This is a genomic window from Glaciecola sp. 1036, from assembly GCF_050306235.1.
Lineage (GTDB): Bacteria > Pseudomonadota > Gammaproteobacteria > Enterobacterales > Alteromonadaceae > Glaciecola.
Window position 1 is genome coordinate 113,961 of the sequence record NZ_JBLWFH010000011.1, and the last position, 17,133, is coordinate 131,093.

Genomic DNA, 17,133 nt, shown 5'->3' on the forward strand with positions numbered 1-17,133 from the left:
AAGAGAAAGAATTAAATGTCTGAAGAAAAACTCGATAATAAGGTATTGTCTGAACTGCGTGAAAATGCAATTTCACAACCTTTAGTTGACAATATTTATACCGCGGACCCTTCTGCGCACGTGTTTGATGGAAAAATTTATATTTATCCATCCCACGACATTGAAGGCGGCGTACCCTTTAATGATAATGGTGACCACTTCTGTATGGAAGATTATCACGTGATCAGTCTAGATTCGCCTGAAAGTCCAGCGGTCGATAACGGCGTCGCCTTGCATGTGAAAGATGTGCCTTGGGCCGAACGTCAAATGTGGGCCCCAGATGCAGCGCGAAAAGGCGACAAATATTATTTATATTTCCCAGCCAAGAAAGCCGATGGTATTTTCCAAATAGGTGTTGCTGTGGGCGATTCTCCTGTGGGTCCATTTACGCCTGAGCCAACGGCTATCGAGGGAAGTTATTCAATTGATCCAGCCGTATTTACTGATGAAGATGGCACCGCGTACATGTATTTTGGTGGTATTTGGGGCGGCCAGCTACAAAACTATCGCAACAATCAATACGATGCCTCATTAGGTGAGCCTGCTGACAATGAACCAGCCCTTGGCCCAATTGCCGCTAAGTTAACCGACGATATGCTGTCTTTTGCTGAGGAGCCCAGAGAGCTACAAATCTTAGACCAAGACGGCAATCCGTTATTGGCCGGGGATCATGATAGACGTTTCTTTGAAGCTTCTTGGTTGCATAAATATAATGGAAAATATTATTTTTCTTACAGTACAGGTGACACGCATTTCTTGTGTTACGCCATTGGCGATACGCCTTATGGTCCATTCACCTACGCAGGAAAAATACTAGAACCTGTATTAGGATGGACTACCCATCATTCGATTTGTGAATACCAAGGTAAGTGGTATTTGTTTTACCATGATTCCAGTTTATCAGGTGGTATTACTCACTTGAGATCGGTAAAAATGGTGGAAATCCAATACAACGAAGATGGCACTATTATTCCCATTAAACCCTACGGAGAATTTGAACTCTAGGGTTGTTTCTACATAGTTGGGCGCCGTTTAGGTGATTGCAGGTAATTCTGGCTAGTGAAGGATACAAGAAGGCCCCTGATTTGAAAGATGCTGTGAACCCATCCATGGGCGCTCTGCGAAATCATCCATGATTTCGAAGCTTTCAAATCAGGGGCCTTCTTATATCCTAATGTTGACGCTGCGAATTATTTACCAGCAAACACCTAAACAGCGCCTTTATAACTTGCATAAAAAAACCAACCTTAAGCGGTTGGTTTTTGGTGTTTTAATAAACTTAGTTTACTGATTTTTCAAAAGGCACCGCTGGTAAGTTATACAAATTGTATAAGCCAGCAACGGGATTATTTGCCCAGGCGTAACGCACTGCCGTTGGTTTAACGATATCTGGATGGCTCAACTTAATTCCTTGATCAGTCAGTTCAACCTTGGCCCAATGGAACTTTCCGTCTTCATCAGCTAATTCAAACCCGTTGTGGCCTGATTCAGATAGTGCTAAATGATTTGCCGGATCTGAGAAACTGACCAGTAAAGCATTGTTTTGTTGTGTCACCTCTTTGACCACAGGTCCGGAAGCCGGCAGGTTTGGATTGTATACTAATTTACGCATTGCCAATGCAGCACGCTCGCCTACCGTGCGTTTGTTGACTGGATGAATATCATTGTATTCGCCTAAATCTATTGTCACAGCCAAACCAACATTTTCTTGCTCACTGACCATGGCTTGTTGAGCGCGAATACCAGCCCAAGCGCTTTCTTGAGGTTTGTCATCTCGGTCTAAAAAGTTCGCTAATTGAATAACGACGAAAGGCAGTTCAGCATTGCTATAAGCTTTACGCCAGTCAGCGATCATGGTGGTGAGTTTGTCGCCATAATCTTTGTAGCGCCCAACATTGGATTCTCCTTGAAACCAAAATGCGCCTTTCACAGGGTATTGACTGATGGGTGCTATCATAGCGTTATAAAGCCCCAGTGGTTGCCATCTTACAAATACCGTCGATTCCCCCGGCGGCATGGTCGAGGCTTGTTTATAATGCCAAGGACCTTTTAAACTGATGCGCCACTCATCATTGCCAATGTAGTAAGGCTTGTCTTTTAATATTTGCGTCTTACCACCACCGTTAATCACTCTTATGGCGATAGTATTTTCTCCCGCATGCAAGGTTCCTGCAGGCACCTTGTAGCGACGCGGCGGGTACTGATAGGTTGTGTTACCCACTTTCTTCCCGTTAACATAGGTTTCGTCTGCATTAATAATACGTCCAAGACGTAAAATACTGTCTTGTTCGGCCATAGATTCAGACACCTGAATGGTTTTCCTTAACCACCAAGACCCAATAAAGTTGCCATCTTTAGACTCTAACTCAGGAAATCCTGGCACCTCCATAACTTGCCAATCACTGTGATCAAGCGCTTCAGTTGACCATTGCGGATTTGCATTCAGCCCTGCGTCTCTTTTATTTAATTCCCCATACCAATAATTATTGTTTTCACTGTTTTTTTGTTCGATTTGTTCAATGTATTTTGCGTCTTTATATGGTTCTACTTTTTCCAGCCACTCAGGATACTTGCTTAGTGCTTCTTTGCTTAACCAAGCTTCTATGGGAGAGCCGCCTAATGAGGCATTGACTATACCAATGGGAACGCCTTCCTGAAGATGTATTTGACGTGCAGTATAGTAAGCAACAGCGGATAGTTGCCGAATATTATCAGGCGTCGCAGAACGCCAATGCCCCGACTCTAGGTCATCTTGCGGATGATTAAAGTTGTATCTATCAGGCACTGTAAATTCACGAATTAAGGGATAATTAGCTAATGCAACATCCTTAGGAAACGCTTCTTCCGTTCTGGCAATGGTTAATTCCATATTCGATTGGCCAGATGTGAGAAACACGTCCCCGAAAAAGATATCCTCAACTTTGATTTGCTCACCTTGGTTGGTATGAATTTCTAATACATGAGGACCACCGGCTTTTTGAGGTGGTAAAATGACTGACCATTTGCCCTCAACAGGCGTGGCATTGGCTATTTTATTCCCGTCTAAAAAAACGGTAATCGCATGCTCTGAATTACCACTCAGCGGAATCTCAACCCCCCTTTGCATAACTGCGCCATCGCTTATTAACTTGTGAAGACTTAAGGCCAGGCTCTGTTGGCTAAAAAATAAAATGAACAAACAAACTAACAATGAGATTTTTTGCATAGTCGCTTTCCTTTAGATAGCAAAAAGCAGGCTTACGCCTGCTTTTAAAAGTGAGTCTATGACAGAAGTTGTCATTCTCTTATTTATTTGAAGATAACTTGGTTAACAAGGTTTTCAAGCGCTTCTTGCTTACCTGATACTGGCTTAGGATCAAGCTGTTTATCATTCGCAAGCCCCGCTAGCGCTTCAAGAGATAGGTCACCATTTAGGATTTGTTTACCTAAATCTTGATCCCAACCTTGATAACGATCGCTCTTAGTTTGCGCAATAAAATCATTTTCAATCATTGCCGCAGCTTTCTTAAGACCTAATGCACAAGTATCCATACCACCGATGTGACCGTGGAATAAATCTTCAGGATCTAAGCTTTGGCGACGTAATTTAGTGTCAAAGTTGAAGCCACCAGTAGTGTAACCACCGTTTTTAAGGATTTCGTAACAAATTAACGTCATCTCTTCCACGCTGTTAGGGAACTGGTCAGTATCCCAACCTAACTGAGCATCACCTCGGTTGGCATCAATTGAACCAAACATATCCAACGCAAAGGCAGTCGCAATTTCGTGATGGAAAGAGTGACCAGATAACGTTGCGTGGTTGGCTTCGATATTTACCGCAAACTCTTTCTCTAAACCAAATTCAGTTAAGAAACCATGTACGGTTGCTGTATCGTAATCGTATTGGTGCTTTGTTGGCTCTTGAGGCTTAGGTTCAATAAGCAATAAACCATCAAAACCAATTTTGTACTTATGTTCTACCACCATGGATAGGAAACGAGCAAACTGCTGACGCTCACGTTTAAGGTCAGTGTTTAAAAGCGTCTCATAACCTTCACGGCCACCCCATAATACATAGTTTTCACCGCCCAGCTTTTTAGTAGCATTCATTGCGTGAAATACTTGTGTCGCAGCACGGGCAAATATTTCAGGATTGGGGTTGGTAGACGCACCAGACATGTATCGTGGATGACTAAATACGTTTGCAGTACCCCATAATAACTTCATGCCAGTTTCGTCTTGCTTTTGACCTAGAACATCAACCATTTGGCCAAAGTTATTGATGTAATCTTTGATGCTGTCACCTTCAGGTGCTACATCAATGTCATGCCAGCAATAAAAAGGAGCGCCAAGTTTTGCTAAGAATTCAAATGCAACATCGGCTTTCTGCTTTGCTCTTTCCATTGGGTCGCCTGCAGCTAACCAAGGTCGACCAAAGGTGCCTCCACCGAATACATCAGCACCATCCCAACAGAAGTTATGCCAATAGCACACTGCAAATCTTAGGTGCTCTTCCATTGTTTTACCTAAGACCACTTCCTCTGGGTTGTAATGTTTAAACGCTAGAGGGTTAGTTGAATCTGGCCCTTCATATTTAATTGGCGAAATCTGGCCAAAATAATCTTTCATAGTTTACTCCTGTTGGGCAGTTGTAGGCCCGTCTTTCAATGTATCGCAATGGTCGTTAAAGTCAGCGCTCGACTCAATTATGATAATTTCATAAAGTTTTGTGTTTTTTCTTGTTTATTTAAAGAATGCTACATTTGCTTCATATAGCTTTCTAAAATTCTCTCTTCGTTTGGCAAAATGTGCTTGCAAATCAGCATTTGGCTGACAGTTTTGTACCAAAGCTGGTACCGGACATAATTCCTCTAGAGACGTTTCTGGAGACATAGCAACTAGTGCCAATCGAGCAGCGCCCAATGCCGGCCCTACATCGCCGCCTTCTCTAAAGTTCATGGGAATATTAGTCACATCAGCCAACAGTTGTCGCCAATAAGCGCTGCGGGCACCACCACCAATTAAACTTATACCCTCAACATCTAAACCGCTGTTATGCACCGCATCTATGCCATCAGCCAACGCCATGCTAACCCCTTGCACCACACCTAATGCCATGTGTGCTCTTGTGGTTGCTGCTGTAATACCGATGAACCCTGCTTTTGCATTTGGGTTATTGTGCGGCGTTCGTTCGCCAGTTAAATAGGGCATAAAATAAGGAATTTGCGGATCATCAGGCTGAGTATTTTTTTCAATATCAGCAAATAACTCTGCAACGTCCTTATAACCGCTATTGTTGGCAAACCAAGTTAAACAGCTTGCTGCACTTAACATAACTGACATTAAATGCCAGCGATTGGGTAGGGCATGACAAAATGCATGCACCGCGGATTCAGGGTTAGACTTATATTCATTGGTTACAGCGAAATAAACGCCAGAGGTACCTAATGAGAGCATAGCTTGGCCAGAATTCACAATGCCACAACCAATAGCGCCGGCCGCGTTATCTCCAGCACCAGCAACCAAGGCGACATCTTTCATTCCCCAGCGTTCGCATAAATCTTCAGTTAAATAACCAGTTATTGCATTGCCCTCATATAACATAGGCATATTGGCAACGCTCAAGCCACAGGCATGCAACATGTCGTCATTCCACTGACGTGTTCCAGTGTTTAACCAACAGGTTCCGGCAGAATCCGACATGTCCGAGGCAAAATCGCCAGACAAGCGATAGCGTAAGTAATCTTTAGGCAATAAAACTTTATAAACTTTGGCAAAATTCTCAGGTTCATGTTCCCTAACCCATTGAAGCTTAGGCGCAGTAAAGCCAGGCATCACAATATTGCCGGTAATGTCTCGGGCATTAGGTATATCTTTTTCGAGGGTTAAACATTGTTCTTCACAACGGCCATCGTTCCAAAGTATTGCAGGACGAATGACCTCTGAGTTTTTATCTAACAAGGTAGCGCCATGCATCTGCCCAGCTAATCCTATAGCTTTAACCTCTGATAACACTTGCATTTCACTTAGTTGATCTAAACAATCACAGGTAGCCTGCCACCAATCTTCTGGATTTTGTTCAGACCATAAAGGTTTAGGAATCGAAACCTCTAAACTCGCCGTTGTTGTGGCAATAAGTTCACCCTGCTCATTCAAAAGAATGGTTTTTACCCCAGAGGTGCCTAAGTCAATGCCTATGTACATGAATCAAGAATCCTTTATTAACCTTAAGTTTAGTAGGGGCGTAATGATGATTGTCGAGATGTAAATTCACAATTACGAAATTTTGTAACTATTTTGTTAATTCAGGTGTAATATGTTATTTTCCTGTTGATGTGAAAAAACATAAAGAATATTATCAAATAACGCATTATTTTACGGGTAGTAAGTTCAGATGCATGAAAACAAACATAGTATCACTTTGCTTTTTAAAGCTAACAAGGTATACGATCGTCAAATTATCGAAGGGATTGGCAAATATCTGCAAACCTCTAATGCTGATTGGGATCTGTATTTAGAAGAAGATTTCATGGCGCGATTAGAGCACCTCGACGAATGGGGCGGCGACGGTATCATTGCCGATTATGATAATCCTGAGGTACAAAAGGCATTGCACAAAGCCAGTGTGCCTGTTGTCGGTATTGGCGGCTCTTACGCCAATCCTGAAGATTATCCAGATGTGCCTTATGTGGCAACTGACAACTATGAGTTGGTGAATGCGGCTTTCCAACACCTTCGTCAAAAAGGCGTACAGAGATTTGCCTTTTATGGTGCTCCGGTGGATGAAAACCAACGCTGGGCGCGAGAGCGAGAACAGGCAATTCTAGATATAACCAAAAAAGAAGGTTATGAATGCCACGTTTATCGCGGCCATCCGGTGAGCCCTGAAACATGGCAGTACACCATAAAACGTTTAAGTGACTGGTTAGAAAGTCTACCAACGCCTATCGGTATAATTGCAGTTACTGACGCAAGAGCGCGTCATTTACTCCAAGTATGTGACCACATTGGTATGCTGATACCTGACAAAATATCGGTCATCGGCATAGATAACGATGATATCGCAAGGTATTTAAGTCGCGTCAGTTTAAGTTCGGTGAAACAAGGTTGTATTGAAATGGGCTTTCAAGCGGCTAAGTTTTTACATAAGCTGCTCGATGGCTACAAAGGGCCGAGAAAACCAGTGTTAGTGCCACCAGAAGGTATCGCTGAACGCCAGTCTACCGATTATAAAGCTATTGTAGATCCTTATGTTATGCAGGCTATGCATTTCATTCGCCAAAATGCGAACCGCGGTATCAAAGTTGAACAAGTGTTAGACTACGTCGGAGTTTCACGTTCAAATCTAGAACACAGATTTAAAGAAGAGCGCGGACATAGTATTCATACCGAGATTCACAATGAAAAGCTAAATAGAGCTTGTAAAATGCTAACCGAAACCGACGACTCTACCGCACAAATCGCCAAGAGTTGTGGTTATCCATCGCTGCAATACATGTATGCGGTGTTCAAGAAGCATTTTGACCAAACACCAAGAGAATACAGAGATGAAGCCCGCCCTGGAAAAGAGCTAGACTTCGAACCTGAGTAAAGTAAATGACTGAACTAGTCTACTAGTTCAGTCACCGCTGTATAGGCGGGTTTAGGTTCTTTTTGGCGATTCAACAACAAAGGATAATCTGTCCTACCTGGCACTGGCCAGTTATTTCGCCAAGAAACGCTATCGTCCACTCCCCACAAAGTCACCCGATCTATAGTGTCTTGATATTTTAAGAATATCGAGAATAAATCCACGTAAACCTTGGTCAGCCTGTCTTGCATCTGTTCTGAAATGCCATTAGCGAAGGGGTTTAATTTTTCTTCAAATTCAACACTTTGGCTGACTTCTGCACCCACCTGTGCTTGTTCAGGAAATGGTAAAACGCTGACATCCAATTCTGTGATTGATACCTTAACACCCAGCGCCATAAATCTTTTTATACTGTCTTCAACTAAGTTTAAATCAGGATAAAATACCGAATAATGCCCTTGCATGCCTACTGAAGTAATAGGTAAGCCGGCCGCTTTAATTGATTTGACTATCTCGGCTGCCGCAGCTGCTTTTTTGGCGTTATACATATTGTAGTCGTTGTAATATAGCTCAGCCTCAGGATCAGCAGCATGGGCGTATTCAAAGGCTTTAATTATGTAGTCATCCCCAATAATGGTGTGCCATTTAGTTACCCTAAAAGTGCCATCATCATTTAATGCTTCATTCACCACATCCCAGCCCTTAACCTTGCCCTTATAACGACTAACTACTGTGGTAATGTGATTTTTCAAGCGGGCTAACAAGGCTTCCCTTGAGAGAGGATTGCCCTGTTCATCTTCAAACACCCAGTCGGGGGTTTGTTGATGCCAAACAAGGGTATGCCCTATAACTTCTGCCTCACAGCGTTTAGCCATGGCCATGAGTTTATCAGCAAGAGAAAAATCAAAGGTATCCTGCGTTGGATGTATATTTTGCCATTTCATCGCATTTTCAGCGGTCAATGCATTGTAATGCTGACAAATCAATTTTTCAGATTGTTCGGGGTTTTCTAGCATAGAGGTACTAACAGCGGTTCCAATCAGAAAATGTTTTTCAAATGCGTCTCTTAAGTCTTTTGCTTGGGCGGCTAAAGGCAATAAAAGTACGACTGCTAATAAGATTCTCATAACAGGGCCTCTTTTATATTTATTGGCTAAAAATCAATTTTGGTTATGCCCGTTAGAGAAATAACGGGCTTGGAGTTAGTTTTAAAAAATCTTTGTCTAGATTTCGCATCTAATATATTGCTCAATATCCGATTTATAATAATCAAATAGTTGCTGATGCAATTGCTTTTCTATCCTAGTTAATTGAGATACTTGCGCATTTTGTATCACTTGCTGAGGACCACTGGCACCAGGAATAATAGTAGTAACCGCTGGGTGATCAAGAATCCATCGCATGGCAAACTGTGCCATGGAATATCCCTCTGGTACTCGAGATTTAATGCTGTCGACAATCTCTAATCCTTTTTCAAACGCAATGCCGCTAAAGGTTTCACCCACACTAAAGGCTTCACCGTCTTTGTTATAGTTTCTATGATCAGATTCGGCGAATTGAGTTTGTGGGTTAAATTTACCGCTTAACATGCCGCTAGCTAAAGGTAATCTAACAATGATTCCAACGTCATTTTGTTGTGCTTGAGTTAACAAGGATTCAACAGGTTTTTGTCTTAGTAAATTAAAAATGATTTGTAAAGATGACAAATCTGAGTGTTGTAAACAGATTTCAGCTTCGGCTTGAGTTTCTACACTAGCACCAAAATTGCTAATCAACCCTTGCTGTTGTGCTTCTCTTAACCAATCGAAGATTTTACCCTCTTGTAAAACAGTTTTAGGAATACAATGTAGTTGAAGTAAATCAATGACGTCTCGTTGCAAGCGATCTTGGGCTCGCTTAATGGAATCGGTTAGGTCAATTAAACTATAACCGTCTGGATAAGTGCCCTGCCACCGGCCATATTTGGTGGCAATTACAGCCTCAGGCAACAATTTATTCAAATGTTCACCTAGATAGGCTTCACTAACGCCAGCACCATATACATCAGCTGTATCAAAAAAAGTAATTCCAGAATCCACCGCTTGTTGAATGATAGCAATGGCTTTGTCTTCAGAAACCGGGCCAAAATCGCCACCTAGTTGCCAACAACCAAGCCCCACTTCACTTATGTTTAAGCCTGAAGAACCTAATATTCGTTTTTCGATCTGATGATTTGGCATAAATTTACTACTCCGTTTGCATAAAAAAGAGGACGTATTAAACGTCCTCTTCAATTGGTCACTATTAACCTAACAGGCCTTGAGCTTTTGCGATAATATTATCCACAGTAAAGCCAAAGTGTTCTAGCAATGCGTTACCTGGTGCAGATTCTCCGAAGGTCTGCATACCGATTATAGCTCCTGATGTACCTACATACTTGTACCAGAAATCTGTATGGGCTGCTTCTACCACAAGTTTTGGAACATCACTTGGTAACACTTCATCTTTATAGGCTTGAGATTGCGCATCAAACTGCTCAGTACTTGGCATAGATACCACTCGAACTTGATAGCCTTGCTCATTTAAGGTATCCGCTGCTCCCATCGCAATTCCCATTTCTGAGCCGGTTGCAATGATAATTAACTGCGGCGCTTGAGCACTTTCTTTTAAGATGTAACCACCTTTTGCAATCGCCTTAAGTTGCTCATCTGAGCGCGCCATAGCTTTGGTGCCCTGACGAGAAAATACCAGTGCACTTGGTCCTTCCTCTTTAATGATCGCTTGTCTCCATGCTTCGGCCGTTTCTGCTGCATCGCAAGGTCGCCAAGTAGTTAAATTAGGCGTTAGGCGTAGATTTGCTAACTGCTCAATAGGTTGGTGAGTCGGACCATCTTCACCTTGACCAATAGAGTCATGAGTGTAAACAAAAATATTTTTAGCTTTCATTAGGGCTGACATTCTTACTGCATTTCGTGCATATTCCATGAACATTAAGAAAGTCGCGCCAAATGGTATAAAGCCGCCGTGTAAAGCTATCCCGTTCATGATGGCGCTCATACCAAACTCGCGCACACCGTAGAAGATATAATTGCCGGCTGGATCATCTTGAATGCCTTTGGCATCAGGCCATAGGGTTAAATTTGAGCCAGCTAAGTCAGCTGAACCGCCCATGATTTCAGGTAATAATCCAGTAAAGAACTCGATGGAATTCTGCGACGCTTTACGAGTTGCAATGTTTTCTGCTTTTTCTTGTGATTGACGAACGAATTCATCTGCCTTTTTATTTAAATCTTCAGTTAAAGCTTTTTTCACAACACGACGAACATATTCTTCTGCAAGTTCAGGATGTTTTTCCTGATAGCTTTCGAACAATGAACGCCACTGACTTTCTAACGTGTCACCTTTATCTTTTGTGTCCCATTGAGCATACACATCATCTGGAATTTCAAATGCAGGATAATCCCAGTTTAGGAATTTACGAATCTCAACAATTTCATCTTCACCTAATGGAGAACCATGACATGCATGACTTCCTGATTTGTTTGGAGAACCAAAGCCGATAATAGTTTTGCAACAAATCAATGTCGGTTTACCAGTTTCGGCCTGAGCTTGCTCAATAGCTGCAGTAATTGCATCCATATCATGACCGTCAACATCGCGGATTACGTGCCAACCGTAAGATTCAAAACGCTTAGCAGTATCGTCGGTGAACCAACCTTCTACATGGCCATCGATAGAAATGCCGTTGTCATCCCAGAATGCAATTAATTTGCCTAGTTTTAAAGTACCGGCTAATGAACAAGCTTCATGTGAAATACCTTCCATTAAGCAGCCATCACCTAAAAAGCAATAAGTGAAATGATCTACAATATCAAAACCTGGCTGATTAAATTGTCCCGCTAAGGTTTTTTCCGCAATTGCCATACCTACTGCGTTTGCAATACCCGCACCCAAAGGGCCTGTTGTAGTTTCAACACCAGGTGTATAACCGTATTCAGGGTGACCTGGGGTTTTCGAATGTAGTTGTCTAAATTGCTTTAGATCTTCCATGGAAAGGTCATAACCGCTTAAATGCAATAAAGCATATTGCAACATTGAGCCATGTCCGTTCGAAAGAACGAATCTGTCTCTATTGCTCCAATTTGGATTATTAGGATTATGGTTATAGAATTTTTGCCATAAAACAGTGGCTATTTCAGCCATTCCCATTGGCGCACCAGGGTGGCCAGAATTAGCTTTTTGAACGGCATCTACCGCTAACATTCGAATCGCATTTGCAGCAGGCGTAGTGATCACAGACATCGTATCTTCCCATTTTAAATTCAAGTTTTACCGAGAAACGGTGAGAATATTTCAATTTGCGTAGGAGAGTAAATGTTGCACTAATCTGACGCAAATAAAATAAGTAAATAAATAAAGCGTTAGTTTAAAATCATCATACTAGAAAAAACAGCTAAAGCGGTAAAACTGCTTTATAAAAAATGATTCTTTCATATCTCCAATTAGTAATAATATATTACATATTAAAATGGTGCGACTAGAAAGCACTAGATTTTTCACACTATATTAGAGCCTGAATTAATAAGATTCCACTCTCGCTTACTTTCCCAATGTTTCCTGCCACTTAACTCTATTAACTCGCAATATAACTTTCTGTAAATCGTGAACTTTTCGTGAAACTTCTGAGAACTTTAGTTTCTAGAATAGCGCCTGATCGGAAACGTTGAACTGCTGACCGACTACTTTGCGACTCGGTGCGTGGAAGTTCTAATATTAATAATAGTTTCAATTAGATACACCTTTTCGCTACTAAAAATAAACACTTAATTCAAGGAAACAAGCAATGAAGAGATTTACTAAGGTGTTACCTATTTCCTCTATTATACTTGGTGTTAGTAGTATGGCATTAGTAACGCCGGCACTAGCGGAAACTGAGTTTAGAGCGCCATTTTTTTCCAAATCGTTTTTGGGCCAAGAACTAAGAGCAAGTGGCATTAGTGAAGGTATATTGTTGGACGATGATTTGATTCGTGGCAATAACGCAGGCGAAGCTGTCATTCAACTATCAACCAATCCCATAAACACTAATCCATTCCAATTTTTTCAAGCTGATTCCAGCGAGAGATTAATGACTGTCACTTTTGAAGATGGCTCAGTTGTAGAAGGTATTTCAGGCTTATTTGATTCAGCCTTTTTTAACTTCGGCACCAGTGTTCAGTATTTTTTGGTAAGTAAAGAAGAGTTGGCCGCGCTAGGTTACAACCACAGCGAAATCGTCGATGTCGTTCCCGGTGAAATTGTCGAGTTATCGCTGAATTGGTCAGATTATGGCTTTTCTGAGTTTCAGTTGCCACCTCCAGATCCTGCACCTACCGAAGACGATATCATTTTTGGCACTGACGCCAACGATCGTTTGGTGGGAACAGATGGTGTTGATATTTTTCTTAGTGGCGGCGGTTCTCGCGATCGCATGACCGGAGGCGAAGGTGGAGACTTCTTCGTGGTAGGCGCTGAAGTAGATGACGGTATTAAAAATCGAGATGTTATCCTTGATTTTGAACCCAGTCGTGATGTGTTGGTGATAGAGCGTAACGCCCGAATGCGTTCAGTTCGTGTCAGAAATGGCAATTTTGTTATTCAATTCCAAGGTTCAGATAGAGATACGGTTGTGTTCCGCAATTCAACCATCATCAATGCTACGCAATTTGAAATAATTTTCATCAATGGTGAGTTTGATATTTTAGATATTCAACCAGATTAAGTTCATCTTCAGCTATTCGCTAGATACTGAAACTTACATCAACAACTTTGCCTGACCATTAGTAGTTTGTTATTACTAATGGTCAGAATTCTGCAAAATCATTATTTTATTAATAACAAGTGTAGGTTGTAATTTTTTGAAGAACTTTAGATTCAATACAAGTCCCAAGAATTAGAAGAAGACCGATTTTGCTTTATCAAAAGTTATTCCATGCTTTTGAAGGTTGGACTCAGCTTTCACTGAATCCCAATCGAACTTAATCGTATGTACATTGTGTGAAGAAAGAAAGGTATGTCAAGGGTTGCTAACGCTTGATTGACGTCCAAACGCAGTGAGGTCACAGCTAAGCTTGTCAAATCTCTTGTTATACGCCAAAGACGCGTCTACAATGCGCATATCAATACGCATACACCCCAAAACTGTTGGGGAGATGAACGATGGCTAACTTATACGACATATCCGCTCCAAAAAAAGCAACAAACTTAAGCCTTAACAGCGATTTACTTAATAAAGCTAGAGACCTGAAAATTAACTTATCAGCAACACTTGAGCAAGCTCTAAGCGAAAAACTTAAGGATGTCGAATCGGAAAAGTGGAAGCGTGACAACAAGGCATCTATTGAAGCTTACAATGATTTCGTAGCTGAAAATGGCTGCTTAAGTGACGAATATAGAGATTATTGATGCCTCAATTCGATGTTTACCGAAACCCAAGTAAGAGAACTAAAGATGCATATCCTTACTTAGTCGATGTTCAAAACGCTGTTATCGACCAGCTAGCTACAAGATTGGTTGTGCCTCTTACGGAAACAACTTCAAGACCAAATATGATGTTGAAAAAGCTAACCCCAGAAATCAACTTCGAGGGCAAAAACTACCTATTTATGACTCAGCAAATAGCATCGGTACCGCAAGAAATCCTCAAACGTCCCATTGGAACTCTTGAAGGAGCTCGAACGATATTGATAGATGCGATTGACTTTGCCATTACTGGCATATAATCGGGATAGGGAGGTAGTTCACACTACCCCTCCTCCCACACCACCGGGCATACGGGTCACGTACCCTCTGGTCTCAACGATATCACACCTCATATCTGATTCTTGTTCATCACCCCGTTATTTTGGATTGGACTTCCTCCAAACCCAGCCTCGCGGCTACGCCCTCGCCCTTCTCCTAGCCTTCGCATCTACGTGCACCTGGCAAGTGGACTTTCACCTCTCTAGTTTTGTGCTATGCCTAGCACACACCTTAATATGGGACACAAACACGTAGGCGAAAATGGCGAAGCCGCCTGCTTGTTCGTGTCCCAGCCCGCCATGGCGGGCGCCATAATTTTTTTGATACTCATTGAGCCTCCTCCTCAGATAAATTTGAGTTTATCCTGAGATGGCAACCAAACCAAACGGAGAAAACTCAATGAACTTCTATACTAATACACATCCTTACTATTGTGGAATCGATTTACACACAAGATTACTTTACGTTTGCATTATCGATAATGAAAACAATGTCCTCGTACATGAAAAAATCGATGATTCACCTCAGAAATTATTAGCGCTTTTAGCGCCTTATCGTGGAAATGTCGTCGTTGGCGTTGAGTGTATGCACTGCTGGTATTGGCTATCGGATTTCTGTGAAGAGCACAATATTGATTTCATTCTTGGTCATGCCCTTTATATGAAAGCCATTCACGCGGGTAAAACTAAAAACGATAAAATTGATGCCCTTAAAATCGCTAAACTTATTCGTGGTGGTAATTTCCCGTTATCCCATGCTTACTCGAAACAATACAGAGCGATTCGTGATGCGCTTCGTCGACGTACTCATATTATGCGCATGAGTGCACAGCTTAAAGGTCATGTTGCAGCCACCATTAGCCAATACAACTTACCCGCCTTAGAATCTCGATTGAATCTACGTAATGCGCCTGACCGACAAAAGATGCACCACTTCTTTCCGGATGAAGCTGTACAAAAAAGTATGGATTTAAACCTCAATGTCATCAGCACCATGGTGCATGAAATCTATAAAATTGAGCACTATGTGAAGAAGAACGCCCAACACCATAAAGGTCGTGATTATCATATTCTGAACTCTTTTCCTGGTATTGGGAAAATCCTAGCCCTTACCATCTTATATGAAGTCGGGGAAATTCAGCGATTCCCTCGAGTTCAACAATTTGCTTCCTATGCCAGATTAGTCAAATGCAAAGCGGAATCCGCAGGTAAAAGCTATGGCACACAAGGCAATAAAATAGGCAACGCTCATCTTAAATGGGCGTTCAGTGAAGCAACCGTTCTCTACCTTAAAGGCAATGATAACGCTAAAAGCTATCTGCAATCTTTGCAAAAACGCATGAGCAAGGCTAAAGCGTTATCCGCACTAGCCCATAAAATTGGCCGATGTGTTTACTTTATGCTGAAGAACCAACAGGTGTTTGATGAAGAGCGCTTTTTAAACGGGTAAGTCGCTCTTTGGCATGAGCTATAGCGTCTAACTGGCACAACGGCGAGTATCTGGTTATTGCACAAACCTCGGCTTTGAGCAGCATCAATAACGATACCAATATGCCTAAACCACTTGCGTTTGATTAGACATGCCAAAGTAGCGCAATCTTAAGCTTTTATTTGAATTTGCTTACACCTTCACTGAGCCCGACACTAACTGGAATTATTAATAGCCACTTAGTTTTGAATAGGACAGAGGAAGGTTAACCGATGAATGTCTAGTGCAGTTGCCCATCAAATGGAATTGAAAAGTGCAACATTACAGAGCCTCTATATGTGTTTGACGTAAGCAACTTGCTTAACATCAACCATGACAGACGAAGTAAACAGGTTCCATAAAAGAAGTTGGCTTGATCTTGAAAAAGTGATCAAAGGACATTCTTTTTTCATTGACACGCCGGAGGCTCATATGTGTTATGTGCCATGCAGGTTACGCCCTTTTATTTTAAGGAATTGATAACAAGAACCTGTAAATAAAGAAAGCCAAAATAAGCCAAAGAGTACGAGTGCCGTAAGAACAAGAACCAAACGCTCGTCTTGTGTCGCATTTGATTTTGACAAAGCTACCAAAAGAGGAAAAGGTACGGATACGACTGTTGATGATAATAGAGCTAACAAAAATTTAGGCTGCTTTATTTTGGTTTGGATATAACCAACAATAGTGTGATAAATAACAAAAAGTAATAAAATCATTGGCGCAAAAAAGAATAAAGATTGATAGCCCTCTGTTGCTTGAGAAGCTTTCTGATACAGGTCTATATCAGTTAAAGCAAATAACAGAATAACTAAAGATCCTGGAAGAAAGCTCCATAAGGCCGATGCAAAGGCAAAACGTTTACTTGGCACTAATTTAATTCTCCTGGCACATAACGAGGCTGTAGAAAAAATAAAATGCCAATTAAATTTCGAGATCTACGTTGATTATTTTTACAGTTCAATGGTGAATCCTATCTGATATTAACGTAGAGTCACGAAAATCGTGCATAAATTAAACATTTTTTAATAATGAAAATCAAAACCTAATTTTTCTACAGCTTCAACACCTCGTTAAGCGGCGTGCCGCGAAGGGGAGCGTTTGCGATAAATTGGCGAAGCCAATCGCAAACGGGACCCGTAGCGGTACGTCCGAGCATTGGAGCCGTAGGCGGAAATGCGGCTTGAACGACATGTGTACGCCCAGCATGGGCATGAACTAATGAGGTGAAAGTCCTCTGTAGGAAAATCACCGTCTTTTAACATCTAGTTATTAGACGCTAACTACTAGCGAATGGCAAGTGCAATCCCGCGAGGAATTGT

Annotated in this window: 14 protein-coding genes; 6 read left to right on the plus strand and 8 right to left on the minus strand. The window is 41.7% G+C overall.

Annotation, left to right across the window (positions count from 1 at the left end; genetic code table 11):
• The first annotated feature begins 15 nt into the window (after positions 1-15).
• On the plus strand, positions 16-1,044 hold the full coding sequence (locus tag ACNKW3_RS15460; RefSeq protein ID WP_427400223.1) for a glycoside hydrolase family 43 protein: 1,029 nt from the start codon (positions 16-18) through the stop codon (positions 1,042-1,044).
• Between the two features lie 274 nt (positions 1,045-1,318).
• Here the strand turns inward: ACNKW3_RS15460 and ACNKW3_RS15465 are convergent, their stop codons facing one another.
• From ACNKW3_RS15465 to xylB, 3 genes are all read right to left on the minus strand, one after another.
• The gene (locus ACNKW3_RS15465; protein ID WP_427400224.1) at positions 1,319-3,244 is read right to left on the minus strand and encodes a sialate O-acetylesterase; all 1,926 of its coding nucleotides are present in this window, start codon (positions 3,242-3,244) and stop codon (positions 1,319-1,321) included.
• A gap of 83 nt (positions 3,245-3,327) precedes the next feature.
• On the minus strand, positions 3,328-4,647 hold the full coding sequence (gene xylA, locus ACNKW3_RS15470; protein ID WP_427400225.1) for a xylose isomerase: 1,320 nt from the start codon (positions 4,645-4,647) through the stop codon (positions 3,328-3,330).
• 114 nt (positions 4,648-4,761) lie between these two features.
• Positions 4,762-6,222, minus strand: a complete 1,461-nt coding sequence (gene xylB, locus ACNKW3_RS15475; RefSeq protein WP_427400226.1) for a xylulokinase — start codon at positions 6,220-6,222, stop codon at positions 4,762-4,764.
• A gap of 190 nt (positions 6,223-6,412) precedes the next feature.
• On the opposite strand from xylB, the gene ACNKW3_RS15480 reads away from it, so the two are divergent.
• Entirely contained in the window at positions 6,413-7,609 is a 1,197-nt protein-coding gene (locus ACNKW3_RS15480) for a XylR family transcriptional regulator (RefSeq protein ID WP_427400227.1), read from the plus strand.
• A 14-nt stretch (positions 7,610-7,623) separates the two neighbouring features.
• Here the strand turns inward: ACNKW3_RS15480 and ACNKW3_RS15485 are convergent, their stop codons facing one another.
• The 3 genes from ACNKW3_RS15485 to tkt form a co-directional block, all read right to left on the minus strand.
• Complete coding sequence (locus ACNKW3_RS15485) at positions 7,624-8,715, minus strand: endo-1,4-beta-xylanase (RefSeq protein WP_427400228.1); 1,092 nt, start codon at positions 8,713-8,715, stop codon at positions 7,624-7,626.
• Between the two features lie 96 nt (positions 8,716-8,811).
• The gene (locus tag ACNKW3_RS15490; protein ID WP_427400229.1) at positions 8,812-9,807 is read right to left on the minus strand and encodes an aldo/keto reductase; all 996 of its coding nucleotides are present in this window, start codon (positions 9,805-9,807) and stop codon (positions 8,812-8,814) included.
• A 64-nt stretch (positions 9,808-9,871) separates the two neighbouring features.
• A complete protein-coding gene (tkt, locus tag ACNKW3_RS15495) occupies positions 9,872-11,869 on the minus strand; it encodes a transketolase (RefSeq protein ID WP_427400230.1) in 1,998 nt (665 codons plus the stop codon).
• 541 nt (positions 11,870-12,410) lie between these two features.
• Here tkt and ACNKW3_RS15500 point away from each other — a divergent pair.
• The 3 genes from ACNKW3_RS15500 (at position 12,411) to ACNKW3_RS15510 (ending at position 14,328) form a co-directional block, all read left to right on the plus strand.
• A complete protein-coding gene (locus tag ACNKW3_RS15500; RefSeq protein ID WP_427400231.1) occupies positions 12,411-13,328 on the plus strand; it encodes a hypothetical protein in 918 nt (305 codons plus the stop codon).
• Positions 13,329-13,765: 437 nt separating this feature from the next.
• Positions 13,766-14,011: a type II toxin-antitoxin system CcdA family antitoxin gene (locus ACNKW3_RS15505; RefSeq protein WP_427400232.1), complete on the plus strand. Its 246-nt coding sequence runs from the start codon at positions 13,766-13,768 to the stop codon at positions 14,009-14,011.
• Positions 14,011-14,328 carry a CcdB family protein gene (locus tag ACNKW3_RS15510; RefSeq protein ID WP_427400233.1) on the plus strand — a complete coding sequence of 106 codons (318 nt, stop codon included), beginning with the start codon at positions 14,011-14,013 and terminating at the stop codon, positions 14,326-14,328. The genes ACNKW3_RS15505 and ACNKW3_RS15510 overlap by 1 nt, the downstream gene beginning before the upstream one ends.
• A 221-nt stretch (positions 14,329-14,549) precedes the next feature.
• Here ACNKW3_RS15510 and ACNKW3_RS15515 read toward each other — a convergent pair whose 3' ends face one another.
• Positions 14,550-14,678: a hypothetical protein gene (locus tag ACNKW3_RS15515; protein ID WP_427400234.1), complete on the minus strand. Its 129-nt coding sequence runs from the start codon at positions 14,676-14,678 to the stop codon at positions 14,550-14,552.
• 68 nt (positions 14,679-14,746) lie between these two features.
• On the opposite strand from ACNKW3_RS15515, the gene ACNKW3_RS15520 reads away from it, so the two are divergent.
• The gene (locus ACNKW3_RS15520) at positions 14,747-15,796 is read left to right on the plus strand and encodes an IS110 family transposase (RefSeq protein WP_427400235.1); all 1,050 of its coding nucleotides are present in this window, start codon (positions 14,747-14,749) and stop codon (positions 15,794-15,796) included.
• A 455-nt stretch (positions 15,797-16,251) separates the two neighbouring features.
• Here ACNKW3_RS15520 and ACNKW3_RS15525 read toward each other — a convergent pair whose 3' ends face one another.
• Complete coding sequence (locus tag ACNKW3_RS15525) at positions 16,252-16,683, minus strand: hypothetical protein (RefSeq protein WP_427400236.1); 432 nt, start codon at positions 16,681-16,683, stop codon at positions 16,252-16,254.
• Between the last annotated feature and the right edge of the window lie 450 nt (positions 16,684-17,133).

Coding starts and splice junctions, on each gene's coding strand:
- xylB (WP_427400226.1), bottom strand. CDS start 6,222: ATGTACATAGGCATTGACTTAGGCACCTCTGGGGTAAAAACCATTCTT.
- ACNKW3_RS15505 (WP_427400232.1), top strand. CDS start 13,766: ATGGCTAACTTATACGACATATCCGCTCCAAAAAAAGCAACAAACTTA.
- ACNKW3_RS15465 (WP_427400224.1), bottom strand. CDS start 3,244: ATGCAAAAAATCTCATTGTTAGTTTGTTTGTTCATTTTATTTTTTAGC.
- ACNKW3_RS15485 (WP_427400228.1), bottom strand. CDS start 8,715: ATGAGAATCTTATTAGCAGTCGTACTTTTATTGCCTTTAGCCGCCCAA.
- ACNKW3_RS15480 (WP_427400227.1), top strand. CDS start 6,413: ATGCATGAAAACAAACATAGTATCACTTTGCTTTTTAAAGCTAACAAG.
- ACNKW3_RS15520 (WP_427400235.1), top strand. CDS start 14,747: ATGAACTTCTATACTAATACACATCCTTACTATTGTGGAATCGATTTA.
- ACNKW3_RS15490 (WP_427400229.1), bottom strand. CDS start 9,807: ATGCCAAATCATCAGATCGAAAAACGAATATTAGGTTCTTCAGGCTTA.
- xylA (WP_427400225.1), bottom strand. CDS start 4,647: ATGAAAGATTATTTTGGCCAGATTTCGCCAATTAAATATGAAGGGCCA.
- ACNKW3_RS15500 (WP_427400231.1), top strand. CDS start 12,411: ATGAAGAGATTTACTAAGGTGTTACCTATTTCCTCTATTATACTTGGT.
- ACNKW3_RS15510 (WP_427400233.1), top strand. CDS start 14,011: ATGCCTCAATTCGATGTTTACCGAAACCCAAGTAAGAGAACTAAAGAT.
- ACNKW3_RS15460 (WP_427400223.1), top strand. CDS start 16: ATGTCTGAAGAAAAACTCGATAATAAGGTATTGTCTGAACTGCGTGAA.
- ACNKW3_RS15515 (WP_427400234.1), bottom strand. CDS start 14,678: ATGAGTATCAAAAAAATTATGGCGCCCGCCATGGCGGGCTGGGACACG.
- tkt (WP_427400230.1), bottom strand. CDS start 11,869: ATGTCTGTGATCACTACGCCTGCTGCAAATGCGATTCGAATGTTAGCG.